The 20768-nt window shown below is 60.9% G+C and carries 14 protein-coding genes; 10 read left to right on the top strand and 4 right to left on the bottom strand.

Features of this window, described 5'->3' with window-relative positions; all coding sequences use genetic code 11:
* Positions 1 to 259: 259 nt before the first annotated feature.
* The 6 genes from E4P00_RS10905 to E4P00_RS10930 are packed head-to-tail and all read left to right on the top strand — an operon-like array spanning position 260 to position 7102.
* Positions 260 to 1219, top strand: a complete 960-nt coding sequence (locus tag E4P00_RS10905) for a MoxR family ATPase (protein ID WP_005787860.1) — start codon at positions 260 to 262, stop codon at positions 1217 to 1219.
* A gap of 5 nt (positions 1220 to 1224) precedes the next feature.
* Complete coding sequence (locus E4P00_RS10910; RefSeq protein WP_005787858.1) at positions 1225 to 2157, top strand: DUF58 domain-containing protein; 933 nt, start codon at positions 1225 to 1227, stop codon at positions 2155 to 2157.
* Positions 2154 to 2648 (top strand): DUF4381 domain-containing protein, encoded by a 495-nt coding sequence (locus tag E4P00_RS10915; protein WP_017136650.1) that lies wholly within the window; start codon positions 2154 to 2156, stop codon positions 2646 to 2648. Before E4P00_RS10910 ends, E4P00_RS10915 begins: the two co-directional genes overlap by 4 nt.
* Complete coding sequence (locus E4P00_RS10920) at positions 2641 to 3729, top strand: VWA domain-containing protein (RefSeq protein WP_032880830.1); 1089 nt, start codon at positions 2641 to 2643, stop codon at positions 3727 to 3729. The genes E4P00_RS10915 and E4P00_RS10920 overlap by 8 nt, the downstream gene beginning before the upstream one ends.
* Positions 3726 to 5465, top strand: a complete 1740-nt coding sequence (locus tag E4P00_RS10925; protein WP_078821215.1) for a tetratricopeptide repeat protein — start codon at positions 3726 to 3728, stop codon at positions 5463 to 5465. The genes E4P00_RS10920 and E4P00_RS10925 overlap by 4 nt, the downstream gene beginning before the upstream one ends.
* Positions 5462 to 7102, top strand: a complete 1641-nt coding sequence (locus E4P00_RS10930; RefSeq protein ID WP_032880828.1) for a BatD family protein — start codon at positions 5462 to 5464, stop codon at positions 7100 to 7102. Before E4P00_RS10925 ends, E4P00_RS10930 begins: the two co-directional genes overlap by 4 nt.
* 139 nt (positions 7103 to 7241) lie before the next feature.
* Here the strand turns inward: E4P00_RS10930 and E4P00_RS10935 are convergent, their stop codons facing one another.
* A complete protein-coding gene (locus E4P00_RS10935; protein WP_177327417.1) occupies positions 7242 to 7712 on the bottom strand; it encodes a hypothetical protein in 471 nt (156 codons plus the stop codon).
* 323 nt (positions 7713 to 8035) lie between these two features.
* Here E4P00_RS10935 and E4P00_RS10940 point away from each other — a divergent pair, with 323 nt between their 5' ends.
* From E4P00_RS10940 to E4P00_RS10950, 3 genes are read left to right on the top strand one after another with little or no spacing between them, the layout of a single operon-like run.
* Entirely contained in the window at positions 8036 to 9277 is a 1242-nt protein-coding gene (locus E4P00_RS10940) for an exonuclease SbcCD subunit D C-terminal domain-containing protein (RefSeq protein ID WP_078821214.1), read from the top strand.
* Positions 9274 to 12912 carry an AAA family ATPase gene (locus E4P00_RS10945; protein WP_248131415.1) on the top strand — a complete coding sequence of 1213 codons (3639 nt, stop codon included), beginning with the start codon at positions 9274 to 9276 and terminating at the stop codon, positions 12910 to 12912. Before E4P00_RS10940 ends, E4P00_RS10945 begins: the two co-directional genes overlap by 4 nt.
* Positions 12909 to 13502 (top strand): glutathione S-transferase, encoded by a 594-nt coding sequence (locus tag E4P00_RS10950; protein ID WP_078821212.1) that lies wholly within the window; start codon positions 12909 to 12911, stop codon positions 13500 to 13502. Before E4P00_RS10945 ends, E4P00_RS10950 begins: the two co-directional genes overlap by 4 nt.
* Positions 13503 to 13568: 66 nt before the next feature.
* On the opposite strand, the gene E4P00_RS10955 is transcribed toward E4P00_RS10950, so the two are convergent.
* From E4P00_RS10955 to E4P00_RS10965, 3 genes are all read right to left on the bottom strand, one after another.
* Positions 13569 to 13748, bottom strand: a complete 180-nt coding sequence (locus tag E4P00_RS10955) for a hypothetical protein (RefSeq protein WP_005787847.1) — start codon at positions 13746 to 13748, stop codon at positions 13569 to 13571.
* Positions 13749 to 13904: 156 nt separating this feature from the next.
* Complete coding sequence (locus E4P00_RS10960) at positions 13905 to 15080, bottom strand: lactonase family protein (RefSeq protein WP_032803498.1); 1176 nt, start codon at positions 15078 to 15080, stop codon at positions 13905 to 13907.
* Positions 15067 to 15363 (bottom strand): DUF5629 family protein, encoded by a 297-nt coding sequence (locus E4P00_RS10965; RefSeq protein WP_248131417.1) that lies wholly within the window; start codon positions 15361 to 15363, stop codon positions 15067 to 15069. The genes E4P00_RS10960 and E4P00_RS10965 overlap by 14 nt, the downstream gene beginning before the upstream one ends.
* Positions 15364 to 16256: 893 nt before the next feature.
* On the opposite strand from E4P00_RS10965, the gene E4P00_RS10970 reads away from it, so the two are divergent.
* Entirely contained in the window at positions 16257 to 20744 is a 4488-nt protein-coding gene (locus tag E4P00_RS10970; RefSeq protein WP_248131419.1) for a DUF6543 domain-containing protein, read from the top strand.
* Positions 20745 to 20768: the final 24 nt, after the last annotated feature.

The following is a 20768-nucleotide window of genomic DNA, read 5'->3' on the forward strand; positions in this document are numbered from 1 at the left end:
GCTGCACCCTGGTTCAAATGTGGGAGGGGGCTTGCCCCCGATAGCGGCGGGCCAGTTATTACATCGGTGCCCGACACACGGGCATCGGCGGCAAGCCCCCTCCCACATTGACCGTGTTCCCACACCAAAAGCCTACAAGTTTTTCTGAAAATACCCGTGACGTCGTTAGTCGCCACCCCCTTCGATGCATTAAAGTAAGCCTCCCAAGCCTGGCGCTCGCGCTCCACCATCAGGCTCATCTTTCCAGGAACCGTCATCGATGGAACATCGTGAAGCGCTGCTTGCGCTGCGAACCTTTCTTTCTACGCAGATTCTCGGCCAGGAAAAACTCATCGATCGCCTGCTGATCGCCCTGCTCGCCGACGGCCATATGCTGGTCGAAGGCGCACCGGGGCTGGCCAAGACCAAGGCGATCAAGGAGCTGGCCGAAGGCATCGAAGCGCAGTTCCATCGTATCCAGTTCACCCCCGACCTGCTGCCCGCCGACATCACCGGCACCGAGATCTATCGCCCGGAAACCGGCAGTTTCGTGTTCCAGCAGGGGCCGATATTCCATAACCTGGTGCTCGCCGACGAAATCAACCGCGCCCCGGCCAAGGTCCAGTCGGCCTTGCTTGAAGCGATGGCCGAGCGCCAGGTCAGCGTGGGCCGCAGCACTTACGAGCTATCGCCGCTGTTTTTGGTGATGGCCACGCAGAACCCCATCGAGCAGGAAGGCACCTACCCTCTGCCCGAAGCCCAGCTCGACCGCTTCCTCATGCACGTGAAGATCGGTTTCCCGGACGCCGCCGTCGAACGGCGCATCCTTCAGCAGGCCCGCGGCGAAGCGCTCAATGGCGAAACCAAGCCCGAGCGGCGCGTCAGCCAACAGGCGATCTTTGCCGCCCGCAAGGAAATCCTTGGCCTGTACATGGCCGATGCGGTAGAGGAATACCTGGTGCAACTGGTCATGGCCACGCGTACGCCTTCCAAGTTCGACCCGGAAATGGCCGAGTGGATCGCCTATGGCGCCAGCCCCCGAGGCTCCATCGCCCTGGACCGTTGCGCCCGCGCCCACGCCTGGCTGGCCGGTCGCGACTTCGTGAGCCCCGAGGATATCCAGGCGGTGCTGTTCGACGTGCTGCGTCACCGCATCATCCTGTCGTTCGAAGCCGAAGCTGCCGGGATCGACCAGGACCGCGTGGTGCAACGCATTCTTGACGTTGTTGCCGTCGCTTGAAGCCGATGAACGCCAGCGATGGTATACGCGTAACCCTCAGTGAACTGATTGAGATGCGTCACCACGTGCGCGAAGTGCAGCTGTTCTCCACTCCCGGCCAGCGCAGCCCGTTGATCGGCCTGCACCACTCCAAGCTGCGCGGGCGCGGTGTGGACTTCGATCAGGTGCGGGTGTACCAGGCGGGCGACGACGTGCGCACCATCGACTGGCGCGTGACAGCGCGCACCCAGGAACCGCACACCAAGTTGTTCCACGAAGAACGCGAACGGCCGATCTTTATCATGGTGGAGCAAAGCTGCCGTCTGTTCTTCGGCTCGGGGCAGATGTTCAAGTCGGTGCTCGCCGCACAAGCGGCCAGCCTGATCGGCTGGGCGGCCCTGGGGCATAACGATCGGGTCGGCGGACTGGTGTTCGGCGACAGCGAGCACTACGAAATCAAGCCTCGACGCAGCAAACAAAGCCTGTTGCAGCTGCTTAACCGCCTGGTGCGGGTCAACCAGAGCCTGAACACCGAAAGCCGCCCCGAAGCTGACGCCCTGGGCATGGCCTTGCGCCGTGGCCGTGAAGTGTTGCGACCGGGCAGCCTGGGAATTGTGATCTGCGATGAACGGGCGCTGACTGACAGCGCCGAGCAACAGCTGAGCCTGCTGTCGCGACATTGCGACCTGTTGCTGCTGCCCATTTCCGACCCGCTTGATCACGCCCTGCCCGCCGCCGGGTTACTGCGCTTCGCAGAACGCGGCGCACAGCTGGAACTGGACACCCTGAACATTGATTTGCGCCAGGCCTACAAAGCCCAGGCCGAAGCACGTATCGCCCGCTGGGAACGGCTCGCGCAAAAGCTGCGGGTGCTGTTGATGCCGTTGAGCACACAGAGTGAAATGGTCGAGCAACTGCGCGAGTACCTCAACCCGCAACGCCCGGTTAAAAAACAATGAGCAGCCTGGACCAACTGCAACCGCTGATCGCCCCGCCGGCCATCGGCTTCTGGCCGCCTGCGCCCGGCTGGTGGCTGTTGCTGCTGGTGATCCCGCTGCTCGGCTGGGGCCTGTGGTGGTTGCGCCGCTTCCTGCCAACCCGCCGCCCCGTGGCCCGCGCCGAACAACCGCTGGACCCGCTGCGCATCGCCGCCCTCGCCGAACTGGCCTTGATGCCCAAGCCCTACGACGGCGCGCCCGCAGGTGCCTGGCTGCAACAACTCAACGGCCTGCTCAAGCGCCTGTGCCGTAACGACTACCCGTATAGCCAGAGCCATACCCTCAACGGCCGCAAATGGCTGGCCTTCCTCGACAACCGCTGCCCCGCCGCCGGCCTGACGCGCTGGATGGTACTGGTGGAAGGCGCCTACAAGCCCGAATGCAAACTCGACGACAAAGCTATCGCCGGCCTGACTCAAGCTGTCGACACCTGGATCCGCAAACATGTTTGAGTTCGCCTGGCCGTGGATCTTTACCCTGTTGCCATTGCCCTGGTTGATGCGCCTGATCCTGCCCGTGGCCGACAGCGGCGAACCGGCATTGAAAGTCAGCTACCTGAGCGACCTCGAAGGCTTGGCCCGCCGTCGCGCCCGCGCCAACCTGCCAGGCTGGCGCCAGCAGGCCCCCTTCGTGGTGCTGTGGCTGCTGCTGTTGACTGCCGCCGCACGCCCGCAATGGCTGGGCGAGCCTTTGCCAATTGCCGCCAGTGGCCGGGACTTGCTGGTGGCGGTCGACGTGTCAGGCTCCATGGATTTCCCCGACATGCACTGGCAGGGTGAGGACGTGAGTCGCCTGGCCCTGGTCAAACACCTGCTCGGGGACTTTCTTGAAGAACGCGAAGGTGACCGCGTGGGCTTGATCCTGTTTGGTACTCAAGCCTACCTGCAGGCACCGCTGACCTTTGATCGGCGCACCGTACGTACCTGGCTGGACGAAGCGCGTATCGGCATTGCCGGCAAGAACACCGCCATCGGCGATGCCATTGGCCTGGCCTTGAAACGCCTGCGCCAACGCCCGGCGCAAAGCCGTGTGCTGATCCTGATCACCGACGGCGCCAATAACGCCGGGCAGATCGACCCGTTGACGGCAGCGCGACTGGCGGCCGAAGAAGGCGTGAAGATTTACCCGATCGGCATTGGCGCCGACCCGGAGCAAACCGGTTCCCTGGGCATTCTCGGCGTAAATCCGAGCCTGGACCTCGACGAGCCGGCGCTCAAGGCGATGGCCGAGGCCACCGGCGGTCAATATTTCCGCGCCCATGACGGCGAGGAACTGCAGCAGATCAAGGAGACCCTCGACACCCTGGAGCCCGTCGAACAACAACCCACCCAAGCGCGACCGGCCCAGGCGTTGTACAGCGGCCCGCTGGCGCTGGCGCTGATCTTGAGCCTGTTGCTGGTGATCCAGGAACGCTGGCCCAACAACGCCTTGCAACGCGGGTTCAACAAGCTGTCGAGCAAAGGGATCTTCCTGCAACAACACCCTGAATGGCGCCAGCGCCTCAAGCGCTTGCGTTTGCGGAGACGTCGATGATCGCCCTGTGGCCGCACTGGTTCCGGCCCTGGTGGCTGTTGCTGCTGCCGCTGCTCGGCTGGTTGCTGTGGCAGTTGTGGCACCGACAAAAGCGCGCCGGCCGCTGGCAGATGATCCTGCCACCGGCCTTCCATGCCGTACTGCTCAGTGGCGGCAACGGCCGCGAGAGCAAATCGCCGTGGGTGCTGCTGGGCATCGCCTGGCTGTTGGCCGTGCTGGCGTTGCTGGGGCCCAGTTGGCAACGGGTTGAACAGCCCAGTCAGAAACCCGCTGACCCGCTGGTGGTACTGCTGGAACTGACCCCGGAAATGCTTGCCACCGACAGCCCGCCCAACCGCCTGGAGCAGGCGCGGCGCAAGCTGTATGACCTGCTGCAAGCACGCACCGATGCGCAAACCGCCATCGTCGTGTATGCGGGCAGCGCCCATACGCTGGTGCCGCTGTCGGACGACCTGGCCACCAGCCGCAATCTGCTGGAGGCCCTGCGCCCTTCGATCATGCCCGAGCCCGGCCATCGCGCCGATCTGGCCGTGGAAAAAGCCCTCGGCCTGCTCAAGCAAGGCGGGCTCGGCCAGGGGCGCCTGCTGCTGATCGGCTCCTCGCTGTCGAAACAGGAGCGCCAAGGCATCCGCCTGCAACTGCAAAGCGCCCAGGCACCGCCCTTGTCGATCCTCGGCATCGGCAGCCGTGAAGGCACACCGGTGACCCAGGAAAGCGGCGAGTTCCTCAAGGACGACCAGGGCGCGATCCTGGTGCCACGCCTCGACAGCCCGACGCTCAAGGCCTTCGCCAGTGAAATGGGTGGCCGCTACCGTGCGGCGCGCCTGGATGACAAAGACCTGCGCCAACTGGGTATGCTCGACAGCGTACAAGCCCTGCGCAACGACGGCCAAGTGCTGCACCTGGACACCTGGGCCGATCAGGGTTACTGGCTGCTGCTGCCGCTGTTACTGCTGGCCGCCTGCGCCGGGCGTCGCGGCTGGCTGTTCTGCCTGCCTTTGCTGCTGCTGGGCGCACCACAACCCAGTTACGCCTTTGGCCTTCAGGACCTGTGGCTGCGCCCCGACCAGCAAGGTCAATACCTGCTCAAGCACAAGCGCCCAGCCGAAGCCGCCGAACACTTTCAAGACCCGCAATGGCAAGGTGTAGCCCTGTACGAAGCCGGCAATTACGCCGAGGCGATCAAACGTTTTGCCCAGGGCAACGACGCTTATTCCCACTACAATCGAGGCAATGCCCTGGCCAAAGCCGGTGAACTTGAAGCCGCTATCGACGCCTACGAGCAAGCCCTGGAAGCCCAGCCCGATCTGCAACCGGCGCTGAAAAACAAGGCCCTGGTTGAAACCCTGATGCAAGAGCAAGCCGAGCCCGAGCCGACCCAGCCTGCAAAAAACGAAGATGACGAAAGCCCCCAACCCGGCCAAACTGCGCAACCGGGGGCCAGCGGGCAAACGGGCCAGAGCGGCGAACAATCGCCCCAGGGCCAGGGCGAAGCCAGCAGCGGTGAAACTCAGGCCGGCGCCACCCCACAGCCAGGCCACAATGAAGTGCCGGGCAGCGAACTGGGCGACGAGCACACCACCACGCCGCCCCTGCGCCCTGTCGACACCCGCCTTGAAGGTGAGCGCCGCCAGGCGCTGGAGCAATGGCTGCAAGAGATCCCGGACAATCCCGGTGAGCTGCTGCGGCGCAAATTCTGGTACGAACAGCAACAACATCAGGACACGACTCGATGAGCCGCCGCACCACCCTTTTGCTTCTGCTCGCGTTGTCGGCAGGCCACGCCCAGGCGGCGAACCTGGTTGCCAGCGTTGACCGTAACCGCCTCAACTCCGGGGAAACGGTGGAGCTGACGGTGGAGTCCAGCGATGTAACCCAATTCGGCAAGCCGGACCTGTCGCCCCTGGACGCACAGTTTGAAGTCAGCGGCACCCGCCAGATCAACCAGCTCACCACCCTGGGCGGCGATAACCACGCCACCACCCGCTGGATCATCACCCTGCTGCCCAAGGAAAACGGCAACGTGATCATCCCGCCGTTGCAAGTGGGCGCACTCAAGACCCAGCCGATCACCCTGCAAGTGGTCGAAACCGCCAGCCAGAACACCAGCACCGAGCTGGCCCCAGTATTTATCGAGGCCAACCTCGACCAGACCGCCGTGTACGTCCAGGCCCAAGCGCTGTTGACCGTACGCGTGTACCACTCGGTATCGCTGTATGACGACAGCAGCCTCACGCCCTTGCAGATTCCCGATGCACGTGTCGAACAACTGGGCGAGTCGCGTACCTATGAGAAGGTCATCAACAGCATCCGCCATGGCGTGATCGAGACCCGCTACGCTGTCTACCCGCAGCACAGCGGCACGGTGGTGATTCCGGCGCAGACCTTCAGCGCTACCCTGGTCGAATCGCGCCCACCCCAGGAAAACACACTGCAGGGCACCAAGCCGGGCAAGATGATCCACGTCAGCTCTGCGGCCCTGCCGTTGACGATCAAACCCAAGCCGGACCTCTACCCCGCCGACGCTCCCTGGCTGCCGGCGCGCAGCCTGACCCTGAGCGAAGGCTGGAACCCTACGCCGGACCACGTGCAGGTCGGCGACTCTCTGACTCGCAGCCTCACCGTGCAGGCCGAGGGCTTATCCAGCGCACAGTTGCCGGCGCTGCCCAGCGCCGACGTCAACGGCCTGCGCCGCTACCCGGACCAACCGGTACTGGGCAACCAGACCAGCGACCGCGGCCTGATCGGCAGCCGTGAAGACCGCGAAGCCCTGGTGCCAACCCGCGCCGGCGAGCTGGAACTGCCGCCGGTGGAAGTGGTGTGGTGGAACACCCACGAAGATCACCTGGAACGCACCAGCCTGCCGGCGCGCACTGTGCAAGTGGCGGTCAATCCCAGCCTGGTGGTGGACGCACCCGCCACGCCGACCATCATCACTGCACCCGACGATGAGCGCCTGTGGCTGTGGCAACTGAGCACACTGATCCTGGCATGCACCACGTTGCTGGGCTTCGGCCTGTGGTGGCGCGCCCGTCGGCAGCCGGCCGTACAGCGCGCCGCGCAAACCGGCCCGAGCCCGCGCACCCTGCTCGACGACCTCAAGCGCGCCACCCAGGCCAACGATCCGCAAGCCACCCGCCAGGCCCTCGATGCCTGGGCGCGTCAACAGCCGGAAACCCTGGCCGACATGGCGGCGCGGTTTGTGCCATTGTCAGATGCCCTGGATGGCTTGAACGGCGCGCTGTACAGCGAAAGCGGCCAGTACTGGCTGGGTGAAGACCTGTGGCGTGCGATCAAGGCCATCCCCGTGGCCGAACGCGAGCAGGACCCGGCGACCGACACCACCAGCTTGCCGCCGTTGTATCCCAAGTAATACCGCAAACTCATGTGGGAGGGGGCTTGCTCCCGATGGCAGAGTTTCAGTTGATACATCTTTAACTGACCCACCGCTATCGGGAGCAAGCCCCCTCCCACAGTTGCGCGGTGTCGCCTGTTCGACATCCATCTGGATGTTAGTGATTACGGCGCGGCACCTTCCATTCACGATGGGGGAATTTGTACAGATAGTTCAGGTTATCCATATCGAACCGGCCATCTTCCTTGCCGGGGCCACCAAAGAAGCTGATGCCGATATCCAGCTTGCGCAGCAGTTCGGGGCGTGACAACAACTCCAGTGCCGTGTGGTGTGCCTCTGGAGAAAATGACCTGTCGCTGGCTATCAGACCGGCCGCTTCTTTCAATTCATTGAAGTTTACGTAGCTGTCTGTCGCCCCGGCGGCGAACTCGCGAAAGTGGTCGCGGACCAGCCCTATCAGTTGCCGGTCGGTCACTCCACCAAAAGGACGTGCGTGAGGGGCGCCGGCTTGGGCCTCAGCGCTTCGCGCTTGCCGATGGCTGGACGAGGGTGAGGTTTTTTCAGGGTTCACCTGCTGAGGCATCACGTGAAAAGGACTAATAGGGGATGCATTTATTGAAACTGTCATGGTGAGTCTCTGATTCCGAAGGTTAATTAAGGCGTCCACGTGAGTGTGTGGTCCTCCCCTGCCCAACCGTTCCCCACGGCTGGCGCCCAACTCGACATGGCCCGCGCAATGGCCTGCCTGCCCCCCCCCAACCCCGTCAACACCCATAACCCCTGTGGGAGGGGGCTTGCTCCCGATAACGGTGGATCAGCCAATTAATCCATATCTGATTCACCGTCATCGGGGCAAGTCCTCTGCTATATCGGGTCTGGGCCACTGGCAGGCACTGTGTGCGTGTTTACAGGTAAACTCCCCTCCTTTTCATCTTCTCCACGGAGTTCGCCTTGCGTCTGTTTCACACCTCCGACTGGCACCTGGGCCAAAACCTCCACGGCCAGGAACGCGACTTCGAACATGCCTGTTTCCTTGAGTGGCTGCTGGGCCAACTGAAGGCCCAGCGCCCGGATGCGCTGTTGATCGCTGGCGATATCTTCGACACGGTCAACCCGCCGCTCAAGGCCCAGGAACGCCTGTATGACTTCATCATCAGCGCCCACGAGCAAAACCCGACGCTGACGATTGTGATGATCGCCGGCAACCATGACTCCGGCTCGCGTATCGAGCTGCCCGCGCCATTGATGCGCCGCCTGCGCACTCATGCCCTGGGCCGGGTGTTGTGGCTCGACGATGGCCAGTTGGACGCAGAACGCCTGCTGATCCCCTTGCCGGATGCCAAAGGCAAGATTGCCGCCTGGTGCCTGGCGCTGCCATTCCTGCGCCCGGCGGAAGTTACCGGTGCGCATCTGGGAGACGACTACTTGCGGGGTATCGGCCAGGTGCATGAATGGCTGATCGCCGCCGCCAATGCCAAACGCAAAAAAGGCCAGGCACTGATAGCCATCAGTCATGCGCACATGGCCGGGGGGTCGGTATCGGAAGACTCCGAGCGCAGCCTGATCATCGGCAATGCCGAGGCACTGCCGGCCAGCCTGTTCGACAAAACCGTCGGCTATGTTGCCCTCGGCCATTTGCACAAGCCGCAACAGGTCAATGGCGAAGAGCGCATTCGCTACAGCGGCTCGCCGATTCCGCTGTCGTTTTCCGAGATTGGCTACAAGCATCAGGTGCTCGACGTGACGTTCCAGGGTGAACGGCTGGTGGGCGTCGAACCGCTGCTGATCCCCCGTTCAGTCAACCTGCAACGTCTGGAAGCCGCACCGCTGGCGGACATCCTCAAGCAGCTGCGCGACCTGCCGGACATCGACCTGCTGGCCGAAACCCAACGTCACCCTTGGCTGGAAGTGCGGGTACGCCTCGACGAACCACAGCCAGACCTGCGCCAGCAGATCGAAACCGCCCTGCAAGGCAAGGCCGTACGCCTGGTGCGCATCGCCGCCGAATACGCCGGCCAGCGCGGCAACAGCGAAAGCGACGATGAGCGCTTGATCGAACTCGACCAGCTCACGCCCCAGGAATTGTTCAGCCGTGCCTGGCAGGACAGCTATGGCAGCGAAGTGGATGAACAAACCCTGAAGGATTTCGCCGTGCTGCTCCAGGAAGTGCAACAGGAGGGCGAACAGCCATGAAGATCCTCGCTATCCGCCTGAAAAACCTCGCCTCCCTGGCCGGCCCGTTCGAGATCGACTTCACCGCCGAGCCCCTGGCCAGTGCGGGCCTGTTCGCTATCACCGGGCCGACCGGCGCGGGTAAAAGCACGCTGCTTGACGCATTGTGCCTGGCGTTGTTCGGCGCGGTGCCGCGCCTGGGCGATACCGGCCAGGCCAAGATGCCGGACGCCGACACCGATATTTCCATTGGCGATCCGCGCACGCTGATTCGGCGCGGCACCGGCGGCGGTTATGCCGAAGTGGATTTCGTCGGCGTCAGTGGCCGTCGCTACCGTGCGCGCTGGGAAGCCAACCGCGCCCGCGACAAGGCCAGCGGCAAGTTGCAGAACAGCCGGCAAAGCTTGATCGACCTGGACAGCGAGCAACTGCTGGCCAGCCAGAAAACCGAATACAAGACTCAGCTTGAGCTGGCCCTGGGCCTGAACTTCGAGCAGTTCACCCGTGCGGTGTTGCTGGCGCAAAGCGAGTTCAGCGCCTTCCTCAAGGCCAATGACAATGAGCGCAGCGAACTGCTGGAAAAGCTCACCGACACCGCACTGTACACCCAACTGGGTCGACGTGCGTTCGACAAGGCCAAGGAGGCCAGGGATGCTCACAAACAGCTACAAGACCAGGCCACCGGCGTAGTACCCCTGGCACCTGAAGCTCGCGCCGAACTCGATCAACAGTTGGCCGAGGCCCAGCAACAACTCAAGACTCAGCAGGCCCAGCTCAAGCAGTTGGAGTTGCAGCACACCTGGCTCAAAGAGTTGCGTGAGTGGCAAGAGCGCCAGCTCAGCGCCGTCGAACAACTGCAGCAGGCCCAGCAGCAGTGGGACAACCAAGGCCCGCAACGCCAGGACCTCAATCGCCTGGAGCAATTGGCACCGCAACGTCATCACTTCCTGCGCCAGGCTGAACTCGGCACCCTGCTGACGCCACTCGCGGCACAGATTCAGCAACAGCTGGAGCAGCAAGTCGCCCTGCATACCCGCCAGGACCAGGCGCAACAACAGCAAGTGGCCGCCCAAGCGGCGCTGGCCGACGCCCTGAAAAACCAGGCCGAGGCGGCTCCCCTGCTGCGCCAGGCCGTTGAAGAACAGAACACCCTCGCCCACTTGACCCGGGAACTGGCCAAGCGCAGCGAAGAAAAACAACAACAGCAAAGCGCCTGCAACGAAGGCCACGCCCTGCTCAAGGGTTTGCAAGACACGCAAACCCAAGTCGCCGAGCGCCTGCACCGCCTGGCTGCCGAGCTTGAGCACAGCGCCGCCCTTGCCCCGCTGAGCGAGGCCTGGAACGCCTACCGCGACCGTCTGCAACAGCTGATGGTGATCGGCAATCGCCTCAACAAGGGCGAGGCCGAACTGCCGCAACTCGAACAGCGTGCCAGCGCCGCCGCCGATCAGTTCACCCAACAGCGCGAAGCCCTCGACCTGCTCTATCAGGAAGCCGGTGCCGAACCCCACGCGGTGGCCGAGCAAATTCAGTTGCTGGCCAGCCTGCTGCAGGATAATCGCAAGCAACAGCGTGCTTTCGAAGACCTGGCCCGCTTGTGGGACAGCCAGCAGCAACTGGATCAACAGACAGGCGCGCTGACACAACAACTCGCCGATGCCGCGCAACGCCGCGAGCGACTGAACCAGAGCGGTTTGCAAACCAAGGCCGAACTCAGCGTGGCTGAGCAAACCCTGACGGTGACCAAGCAACTGCTGGAACGTCAGCGCCTGGCCCGCAGCGCCAGCGTCGAAGAGTTGCGCGCGCAATTGCAGGATGACCAGCCCTGCCCGGTGTGCGGCAGCCACGAGCATCCGTATCACCAGCCCGAAGCCCTGTTGCAGAGCCTGGGTCGCCATGACGAGAACGAAGAAGCCACGGCGCAAAAGGCGGTCGACGACCTCAAGGAAAAACTCAATGAACTGCGCGGTGAAGTCGGTGGACTGATCGCCGAACAGAAGGAGTTCCTGCGCCAACAGGAACAGCTGGCGATACAACAGCAAGGCCTGGCACAGAGCCTGGAGGCCCATCCGCTGTACGCCTCGTTGTTCAATCAGGACGCGGCCAAACGCAGCGGCTGGCTGGCTCAGCAACTGGCCCAACTGACCCAGAGCCTCACTCAGGACGAACAACGCCAGGACGCCCTGCTCAACCTGCAACAAAACGCCGGGCGCCTTCAGCAGCAGTTGCAAGCCGCTCAGGAGGCCAGCCAGCAAACCCGGCAGTTGCTGGTGGACCAGCAACGGGAATTGGCCAAGGACCGCGAACGCCTCGACGCAGAACTCGCCACCTTCGCCACCCTGTTGCCCACCCAAACCCTGGAGGGTTTGCGCAGTGCGCCTGCGGCGACCTTCATGCAGCTCGACCAGCAGGTCAGTCAACGCCTTGAGCAGTTGGGCCATCAGCGCGATGAACTGGCCGAGCAGCAGGAGCGCCAGCAGGCCATCGAGAAACAGCAGACCCACCAGCAACATCGCCAGCAGCAGCTCGACGCGCTCACGCTGCAAGTCACCGAAGTGGCCTCACAGCAACAAGCTGTTCAAGAAAAACTCAGCGCCTTGCTGGGCGACCACGCCAGCGCCGAACACTGGCAGCAGCAACTGGAGCAGGCCGTCGCGCAGTCACGCCAAAGCGAGACCGACGCCAACCACGAGCTGCACACCGTGCACACGGCCCTGGTCCAACTGGCTGCTGACCTTAAGGCCCAGCAGGACCGCCAGCACGCGCTGCAAGCGGAACAACAAGCGCTTGAAACACGCATCAATGAATGGCGCACGCTGCACCCCGATCTGGATAACCAGGGCCTGTCACGTTTATTAGCCTTCGATGAGGCTCAGATCGCGCAGCTACGCCAGGACCTGAACAGCAGCGAAAAAACTGTCGAGCAAGCCAAGGTGCTGCTGCAAGAGCGCGAACAGCGCTTGGCCGAACACCAGGCCTTGCACAACGGCAATCTCGACGCCGATCAACTGGACCACACCCTGGCGGCGCTCAATCAGCGGCTGGCCGAAGGCGAGAAGCATTGCGCCGAACTGCGCGCCCGCCAAGCCGAAGATCAACGCCGCCAGGACGCCAACCAGGCCCTGGCCGAACAGATCACCAAGGCCTATGAAGAATGGCAGCGCTGGGCGCGCCTGAATGCGTTGATCGGTTCGGCCACCGGCGACACCTTCCGCAAGATCGCCCAGGCCTACAACCTCGATTTGCTGGTGCACCATGCCAACGTGCAGTTGCGCCAACTGGTGCGCCGCTACCGGCTTAAACGCGGCGGCAGTATGCTCGGGCTGTTGGTGATGGACACGGAGATGGGTGACGAATTGCGCTCGGTACACTCACTGTCCGGTGGCGAAACCTTCCTGGTGTCATTGGCGCTGGCCTTGGGCCTGGCGTCCATGGCCTCAAGCACCTTGAAGATCGAGTCGCTGTTTATCGATGAGGGTTTCGGCAGCCTTGACCCCGAGTCCCTGCAATTGGCCATGGACGCTTTGGATGGTTTGCAGGCTCAGGGCCGCAAGGTGGCGGTGATCTCTCACGTTCAGGAAATGCACGAGCGTATCCCGGTGCAAATCCAGGTCAAGCGCCAGGGCAATGGCCTGAGCACCCTGGAGGTCAAGTGAGCCAGGCGCTGCTGTATTCGTTCCGGCGCTGCCCTTATGCAATGCGGGCGCGATTGGCGCTGCGCTATTCAGGCGTGCCGGTGGACATTATCGAAGTGAGCCTGAAAGCCAAACCGACCGAGATGCTGGCGCTGTCGCCCAAGGGCACGGTGCCGGTGTTGAGCGTCGAAGGCCGAGTGATCGAAGAAAGCCTGGAGATCATGCAGTGGGCGCTGGCACAGCACGATCCCGAGGATTGGTTATTGCAGGGTGAGCCTGCGGTATTGGCGCTGATCAGCGAGAACGATCAGGTGTTCAAACATCACTTGAATCGATACAAGTACGCCGAACGCTACCCGGAGCAACCGATGGAACATTATCGGGCCGAGGGCGAGGTATTTTTGCGCAAGCTGGAGGGTTTGCTGACAGAGCGGGAGTATTTGCTTGCCGATCACCTGAGCCTGGCAGATGCGGCGCTGGTGCCCTTTGTAAGGCAGTTTGCCCATGTGGATCGCGAGTGGTTTGCGGGGACGCCGTACTACCGGTTGCAGGCGTGGCTTCAGAAATTTCTGGAGTCACCGCTGTTTATTGCGGTGATGGCAAAATCTTAAGTCCAGACTCAATACAATGTGGGAGGGAGCAAGCCCCTCCCACATCAGGCCTCTATTGTCTGAAGCTCAGTGCTGAGTCTTGTGATCCAGCGCTGCATAGAAATTGGCACTCTGTTGCAGGTATTTCTGGGTGTAGGCCGTGACACTGGATTTCTTGTCAGTGACTTCCACGCTGGCGCTGGCAGGCAATGCCACGGTGGCGGAAACAGCGGAAGCGGCGATGATGGAGAAGAGATTCAAGTTCATGGCGGTAACCCTTGTGTTCGTTTGGTTGAGTGGCCGGTGGAGGCCTTGGAACCAAACTTACGCCCGAGGGTTGGACCTTAGAAATGCTTTGAAACAGTAGCCGCTATCAACCGAATTAATACAAGGGCTCAGGCCCCGCACTGCGGGGCCTGTGGCTTATTGACGCACCAGGAACTTGAGGTCGCTGGGGGCATCGATCGGCAATTGCTGCACGGTTTTACCCAACAGACCGGTCTTGGGGTCGCGTTCAACCACCACGATTTCATTGCTTTTCTGGTTGGCGATCAGCAGGAACTTGCCGCTCGGGTCGAGGCTGAACTCACGAGGGTGATCACCTTCGACAGAGCGACGCTGGATCTCCTTGAGGTGCGCGGTGGCCGGGTCGATGCTGAACACCAGCAACTGATTGGCCGTACCGCGGTTGCTCACGTAGAGGAACTTGCCATCGCTTGACGCATGCAGCGCCGCGCCGGCTTTGTCGGACACCGGTTGGCCAGCGGCATAGTCCAGCAGTTGGGTTTGCGTCAGCTTGCCGTCGCTGTAATCGAACACCGCGACCTGAGCGCTCATTTCGGTGGTCAGCCAGGCGTGTTTGCCGTCGGCGCTGAACAGCAAATGACGCGGGCCGCTGCCGGGTGGCAGTTGCACCGAGGCCGGGTTGGCCGGCGTCAGCGGCAATTCGTGATTGGCCTTGGGATCGTACTGGTAGACAAACACTTTGTCCGCGCCCAGGTCCTGCACATATACGTACTTGCCATCCGGTGACGACACCACGGAATGCACGTGATTGGACGCCTGGCGCTCAGGATTTACCCGGCTGGCCGGATGCCCGCTCAACTGCACCGGGGCCGACAGCTTGCCCTCGGCGCCTACCGGCAGCACCGCAAGGCTGCCGCCCGGGTCTTCGAGTACCGAATAGTTGGCAACAAACAGGTGACGCCCATCGGCGGCGACGCTGGAATGGGTCGGCTCGTTGCCCAGGCTCTGCACCTGGTTGATCAGGGTGAGCTGATGATTTTGCGGGTCGATGCTGTAACTGCTGACACGACCCACCGGGTCTTTCTGGCCTGGACCGTTCTCGTTGACCACAAACAGGTACTTCTGGTCCTTGGAAACCGTCAACCACGACGGGTTGGCCGTCTTGGCAGCCAGCACCGGCTTGCCGCTGAACTGCCCGGTGCGGCTGTCGAATTGCAGGCGGTAGATACCTTCGCTGGTGCCGGCGGTATAGCTGCCCACCAGCAGCTCATAGGTGTCAGCCGGTGCAGCCTGCACCGACATGGCACCGACACTGCCCGCCATCAGCAAGGGCCAGAATTTACGCATCATCATCGGCTACATCCTCATCGTTATTGTTGCCGGTGAAGGCGCTCATGCAGATCAAGCGGTGCTCGCCCGATTCACCGGTAAGGGTCCAGCTTTGCAGGGTGTCGTCGAACGTGGCCGCCTGCACCTGGGCCAGGCTGAATGCCCAGCGTTTTTCTGCACGGCCGTCCATGGCGGTGATCAGCAACTTCTCGTTATCGAGTTTGAAGTCAAAGGCGTGCAAGCCATCGATTTCAAGCATGTCGCTGGTTTCAATGGTGTCCGGCAGGGTGGCAGATTCGGCAGTCATCACATCAGTCGTTCAGAGGAAAGACCTCATGATAAGCCAAATTGTTGCATCGGCCTAAATGCTGCCTTCAACCCGCGTGGGCGTTCACATGTCGCCATAATTACTCCCTCCCTACGTCGGCCTGCGCATTATCAGCTTTTGCCGCTGATACAGCGTTACCGGAAACAGCTGATTACTCATTGTTCATTTGACGGTTAAGCACCGGTCGTTAATTTTCGCTCGCCTGTTCGCTTTAGGCGTTCAGGGTCAAATCGCTACGCCGAGCAAGATCTCAACGACAAGGAAGCTACACGATGATCCATGGAAACCACCCTTCACGACTTTCCGACTACACCTTGAGCCCCGTACCGCTCCCCCCCGTTACCCACAAGTCGGGGAAAGTGCTCGAAATACCCCCTGGCAGCCACTCCGAGGCGTCGCTCCAAACGGACCACGATCAATCACTGCGCAGATCCCGGCGCGATACCAGCGTCCATTACGAAACATCGCCGGGGTCGTCATCGCTCAGATCCGGCTTGAGCTTTGTGCCGCTAAGCCCAACGCCGGCCGCTACGGTCTCAACGCCGCAGCCCGCTGCCGACATCACAGCCAATACGGTTGCACACCAGTTCGCTGGCCGGCCCACGTTGCGCTCAGTGGTGTCGAACCTGCTCAGCGACGCCATCAAAAACCTGTATCCCACCCTGGCGTTTGACCCTCGATACACAGCGTTGGCCGAACCCATTTCCAACAATCCCCCCCAGTACTGCTTGACCCCTTTGCTGGACGTAGCACTCAAGCACCTGACCCGCGACGGCGAGCTGGACTTTACCGATAAACACTCACTGGCCTGCACGCTGATTGATCAAGCCACGGGCCATATGCTCAAACCGGGGCCCTTGGCGGGAGCGCTGGTGCCGGGCATCGATATGCAAGCCATCGAATTGATCATCCGCAGCCTGCGAACCACTCTCAAAAGCGGTTTCGAACAAGCGCTGGTTCGCCACTTCAACGGCAACGCCTATAACACCCAGGACATCCCCAACCTTGAGACAAACCGTTGGCTATGGCTGAGCGACACACTCAGGGACACCTTGCGAACCGCCGCATTGAAACAACCCGGGCTCACCGACACGCAACGCGAGACTCTCGATCAGCTCGCCACCTACCCGGATCAAGTGCACCGCCAAGCCGCAAAAGGCAACGCAGCGGCCAAGGTATTTATCCTCGACACCACCGTAAGCCATGGCGCCAGCAATTCAGCTCAACTGAGCCCGGATCTGTTGATCACACGAGAAGTCGACGGCCGTACGCAAGTGCTGCATACAACCCCCGCTGGAGTCGTCACACCGTATGAATCATTGCAAGCATTCGGCGAAGCCTGGGGGAGAAACCTGGAGAAAGTGTTTGTTTTCGACAGCCTGAATTGGAAGCGCCAGGAAATCGATACAAACATTTTTGATACACAAGCGGCGCTCATCCTCAATGCCATGGTGGAAAACGTCGCATCCATTGAGCTCCCAACGTCGGGCACGCCTGATCAACTGGAGCAGGCCTTCTTCCGTGCAAGCGACCCGAGCCCCTGGTTCACCGGAGCCTATGCTGCAAATGCGGCCGAGCTTGGGCGGCTGCGCGATAATTTGCCAGGCTGGCTCAAAAACGCCAGCGAAGCAGATCGTGACACTTACCGGCGTCACTCGTTGGCACTGGCCAGCAACGTACAACGTAACAACGGCCGGACGTTTCTCGACGGCATTCCCGATATCCGCACCTACGCCCAGCAGCAACTGGACGAGCAATTGTCCGGTAAGGGCTACACGGCAAAGGATGTGGAGGTGGTGTTCAAGGTCGCCGTGGGTAATCTGGGCAGCGGCTACATCGAGCGGGTGAAGATGAGCCTGGTGGATATGGCTCTGAACAATCTCGCCGGCTTGCCCAAGGGCGAGATGGAAGTCCATCTGCGTGGGCAACCGAGCAGCGACCCGCAAATGCCGCAGATGCTCAAGAACCTGATCAGCAGCGTGGATATCGGTCGCCACTACCCACAACTGCTCAATCGCGAACTGCTCAGCGAGACCCAGCAATCCCGGGACCGGGCAGCGCGTTTTGTCGAGCAGGTACCGATCCAGCTCGCCATGCAGGCGCTGGAGTTCAAGCTCAAGGGCGAAGCCGGCATGAGCGCCCAGGGTTACCGCTTTATTGAAGCACTCACCCAGCCCGGTGCGGGCAGCAAACAGGTGGACGGACAGGAGATTACCGTGCGCCCCCTGGCATTTGTGCGCAAACCAGGGGCAACGCCAGACGTTGTCGACAACATGTTCATCATCGAACCAGTGGCCGGCACCAGCGGCCCACATATTCTCTATCGTGCGCAACTGAAGCCCGCGTTGCTGGAGTTTGCAAGCCGCGACGCGCTGCTGGAAGCCATCCGCCAGCCGGGTGCGTTGCAAGACAGCGTGCTGGCCTGGTTGAAGGATGACAAGGTCAGAGCGGTGTATGGCAATGGCGGTTTTCGCACCCCCAATATTGCACGCTTCACCGTATTCAATGAGTTCGACCCACCCACCACGCCCAAGCCCACCACCCTCGCCGTCGACGGCTATGCTGAGGCCACCACGCTACGCCAGGACCAGCTCAACGGTGGTCTGTTCACGCATTGGTTCCGATCCAACGCCAACAGCCTCGTCACCCTGGCGGAAGGCCAATCCACCTCCGACGCTGAAAGCCGCTGGGCCTCGCACAAGGAACTCGGTTGGCTGCTGTTCAACACGTTGCTGCCGGTATTGCGCGGGCCGGGGGCTATGGCGGGCTGGTTACTGCAATTGGCCAACAGCGAAGAAGACATCAAGCGGCTCTCCACATCAAACGACCCGGACCCGACGTCGGCAGTGGTCGACCTGCTGATCAACCTGGGCATGACACTGGGCCACGCCTCCAGCGCGGAACCCGGCAAACCGGCGCACACGTTTGAACGCTTTGAGCCAGACTCTAATCCCGACCGTCCCGGGCCTGGGCGCCGTGACACTCAAGAGCCCGTTGTTCACCAAGCTGTCATCCGCCAGGACCCGCTCCCCCCTGTCACCACCAGTTTCGGTGGCGACGGTGCGGCCATCGATATCCGCCTATCCAGCCCACGCGGACTAACCCCAAGCCTGCTCGCACACATAGAGTCATTCAAAGTTCCTGCGCCTCAGCACCCTGGTTCCCCCATCGCTGAAGGCAGCAAAAAAGGTCTGTATCAAGTCGGTGACAAGGTATACGCCAACATAGATAACCAATGGTTTCGCACAGCGACTGATTTGGACGGTACCTTCATCATCGATGAACAAAACAAGTCACGTGTAGCCCCCTCAATAAAGAACGATGCGCAAGGCAAGTGGCGCTTTGATGTGGCGCCCAAACTCAAGGGCGGCATGGAGAACGCTGACAGGGCGACGACCAGTTTCAATAAAGCGTTTCAAGCGAAACAGCAAGCAAATGCTGCTTTTCAGCGCCTCTATGCGAAAGTTGGAAAAATTGCAGAAAGCCATACAGCGCTAGTGACCAAAATCGAAGTTGACATCGAGCAGTACAAAAAAGCTCGATTGAAACTCAAGACGCTTCGCAGCCTGGCCGTCACACAACCCGAGCGATTCAATGAGCCTTATCGACAACAGTTGCAGCAGACCGCAGTATTGATGGGCAACCTGAATCAACAACTTCGGGCACTGAAGACGTTGACACAAACACTCGTGGACACCAGCAAAAGTGCCGTTGACGCCATCGCTCCCAAGAAAATTGGTGGCATTGACGACATCACCGAATTCCAGAAAGCGCGCTCCCTGGAGTACCAGTACACCCTGCAAGCCATATCTAAAGTCATTAACCTGTACGAGAGCCTGATGAGTGACACGCGCATCCACGGAGTAAGTGGTGCCTCGATAGGTGATCTGGACCAGACGGCGATGACCGGTTCCCTGGAGGCTTACGGCGAACTGACTGAAGCGGTAAAAAAGATTTATCTCGAAAATGAACAACTACTGGAGTCGACGCAGGTATTCAATTCCGTATTGGAACGTTGGAAAAGCGATTCGCCCTTTGGCAAAAACAAAGCAGAAGAATTCCTCAATCACATGACCGGCAGGCCACTTGCCCAACATATGCTAATAAATAAGTTGAACCGCCTGGCCTATCTCAAGCGACTGACCACGACATGGGCTGGGCTGTCAGAGGGCTCTAAGCATTTACAGATGAGCAGGCTGTTGCATGAAAACCTGAAAACCGAAATTGTCGCTTTCACGGAATTACGTAACTACAGTGGCTATACACTGAACGAACAAAGTGCCACCTTGAGTAGCGTGATTACCAAGTTCAAGCAGGTAATGAACGATAGTCTCCTGATGCAAGAGGAACACCCAGAGTTTTTTCGTGCCGAGTATCAGCAACGTTTCATCGAGGTGCTCAAAGAGCTCATCGCGCAAACGGAAGCCGAGTTGACCGACGTTGTCAAAGAACAGCAGGTTCTTATTCCAGCAGCGCCCGAGCGCAGCGCCCGACGGACCAAACCGCAGAATCAACGCGTGTTCAAAACCGAACATCAGGAGACGCTGATCGGCACCCTACGGGCACCGCAGGCAGGTCAAACCGTCAACATCATTGATGTGGTCGACCCCACTAGCGGCCAACCGATCGCCAGCTACAGCGAACATCCCGGTGAGCGCGGCTGGGTGAAGATAGTGCGGGGGCAGCCCGTACAACCGCCTCACGCATCCCCGCCCCAATCCCTGGCAAGCTACCGCAGCGAGGCTCAGCGGTTGATTGACGGCTTACCAGCCATAGAACAGACGATTCTTTTCCAGAAAAAGAAGCTTGAAGATCCCTCCAGGCGAAACACCGTCAGCCCCCGTGATTGGAACGATATGCTGGAAACCCAGGCCGACCAGCTCAAGAAGATCGCGCAACAAGCAGAAGCCAGCCAGGGCGCCAAGCCGGAAACCGCCGAATGGGTTGCACGCTGGCGTGCAGCTGCCGATGAAATGCTTCAAAAGGCACGCCGACACACCGCCGATGGCTATCTGGTACAAACGCCTACCGCAGAAAACGTCGACTATTTATGGCGCCATGGTTTTGTCGACATCAACCTGGTCCGACGAGACATCCCTACAAAAAGTGGCGATGTATTCACTGAGTACGCCGTACGTAAAAAAGGCAAGGTCGACGTATTGTGGTATGCCCACTTCCACTATCCAAAAATGGGCACTCCAAGGGCCGATCACACAGCGGCGCACCTGAAAATTCCGTCCCAGCGCACCAAGACCCAAAAGGACTTGATCGCCGAGGCGGGAAGCAACGGTATCGTGGAGCAAATCATCAAATCCAGAATTACGCCGCCTTTGGATGAAAAACTGTTTCTACAATTGTGAGTCCGATCGACTGATGCACGAAAA

Source organism: Pseudomonas sp. B329, assembly GCF_023127835.1.
GTDB classification, from domain to species: Bacteria; Pseudomonadota; Gammaproteobacteria; order Pseudomonadales; family Pseudomonadaceae; genus Aquipseudomonas; species Aquipseudomonas synxantha_A.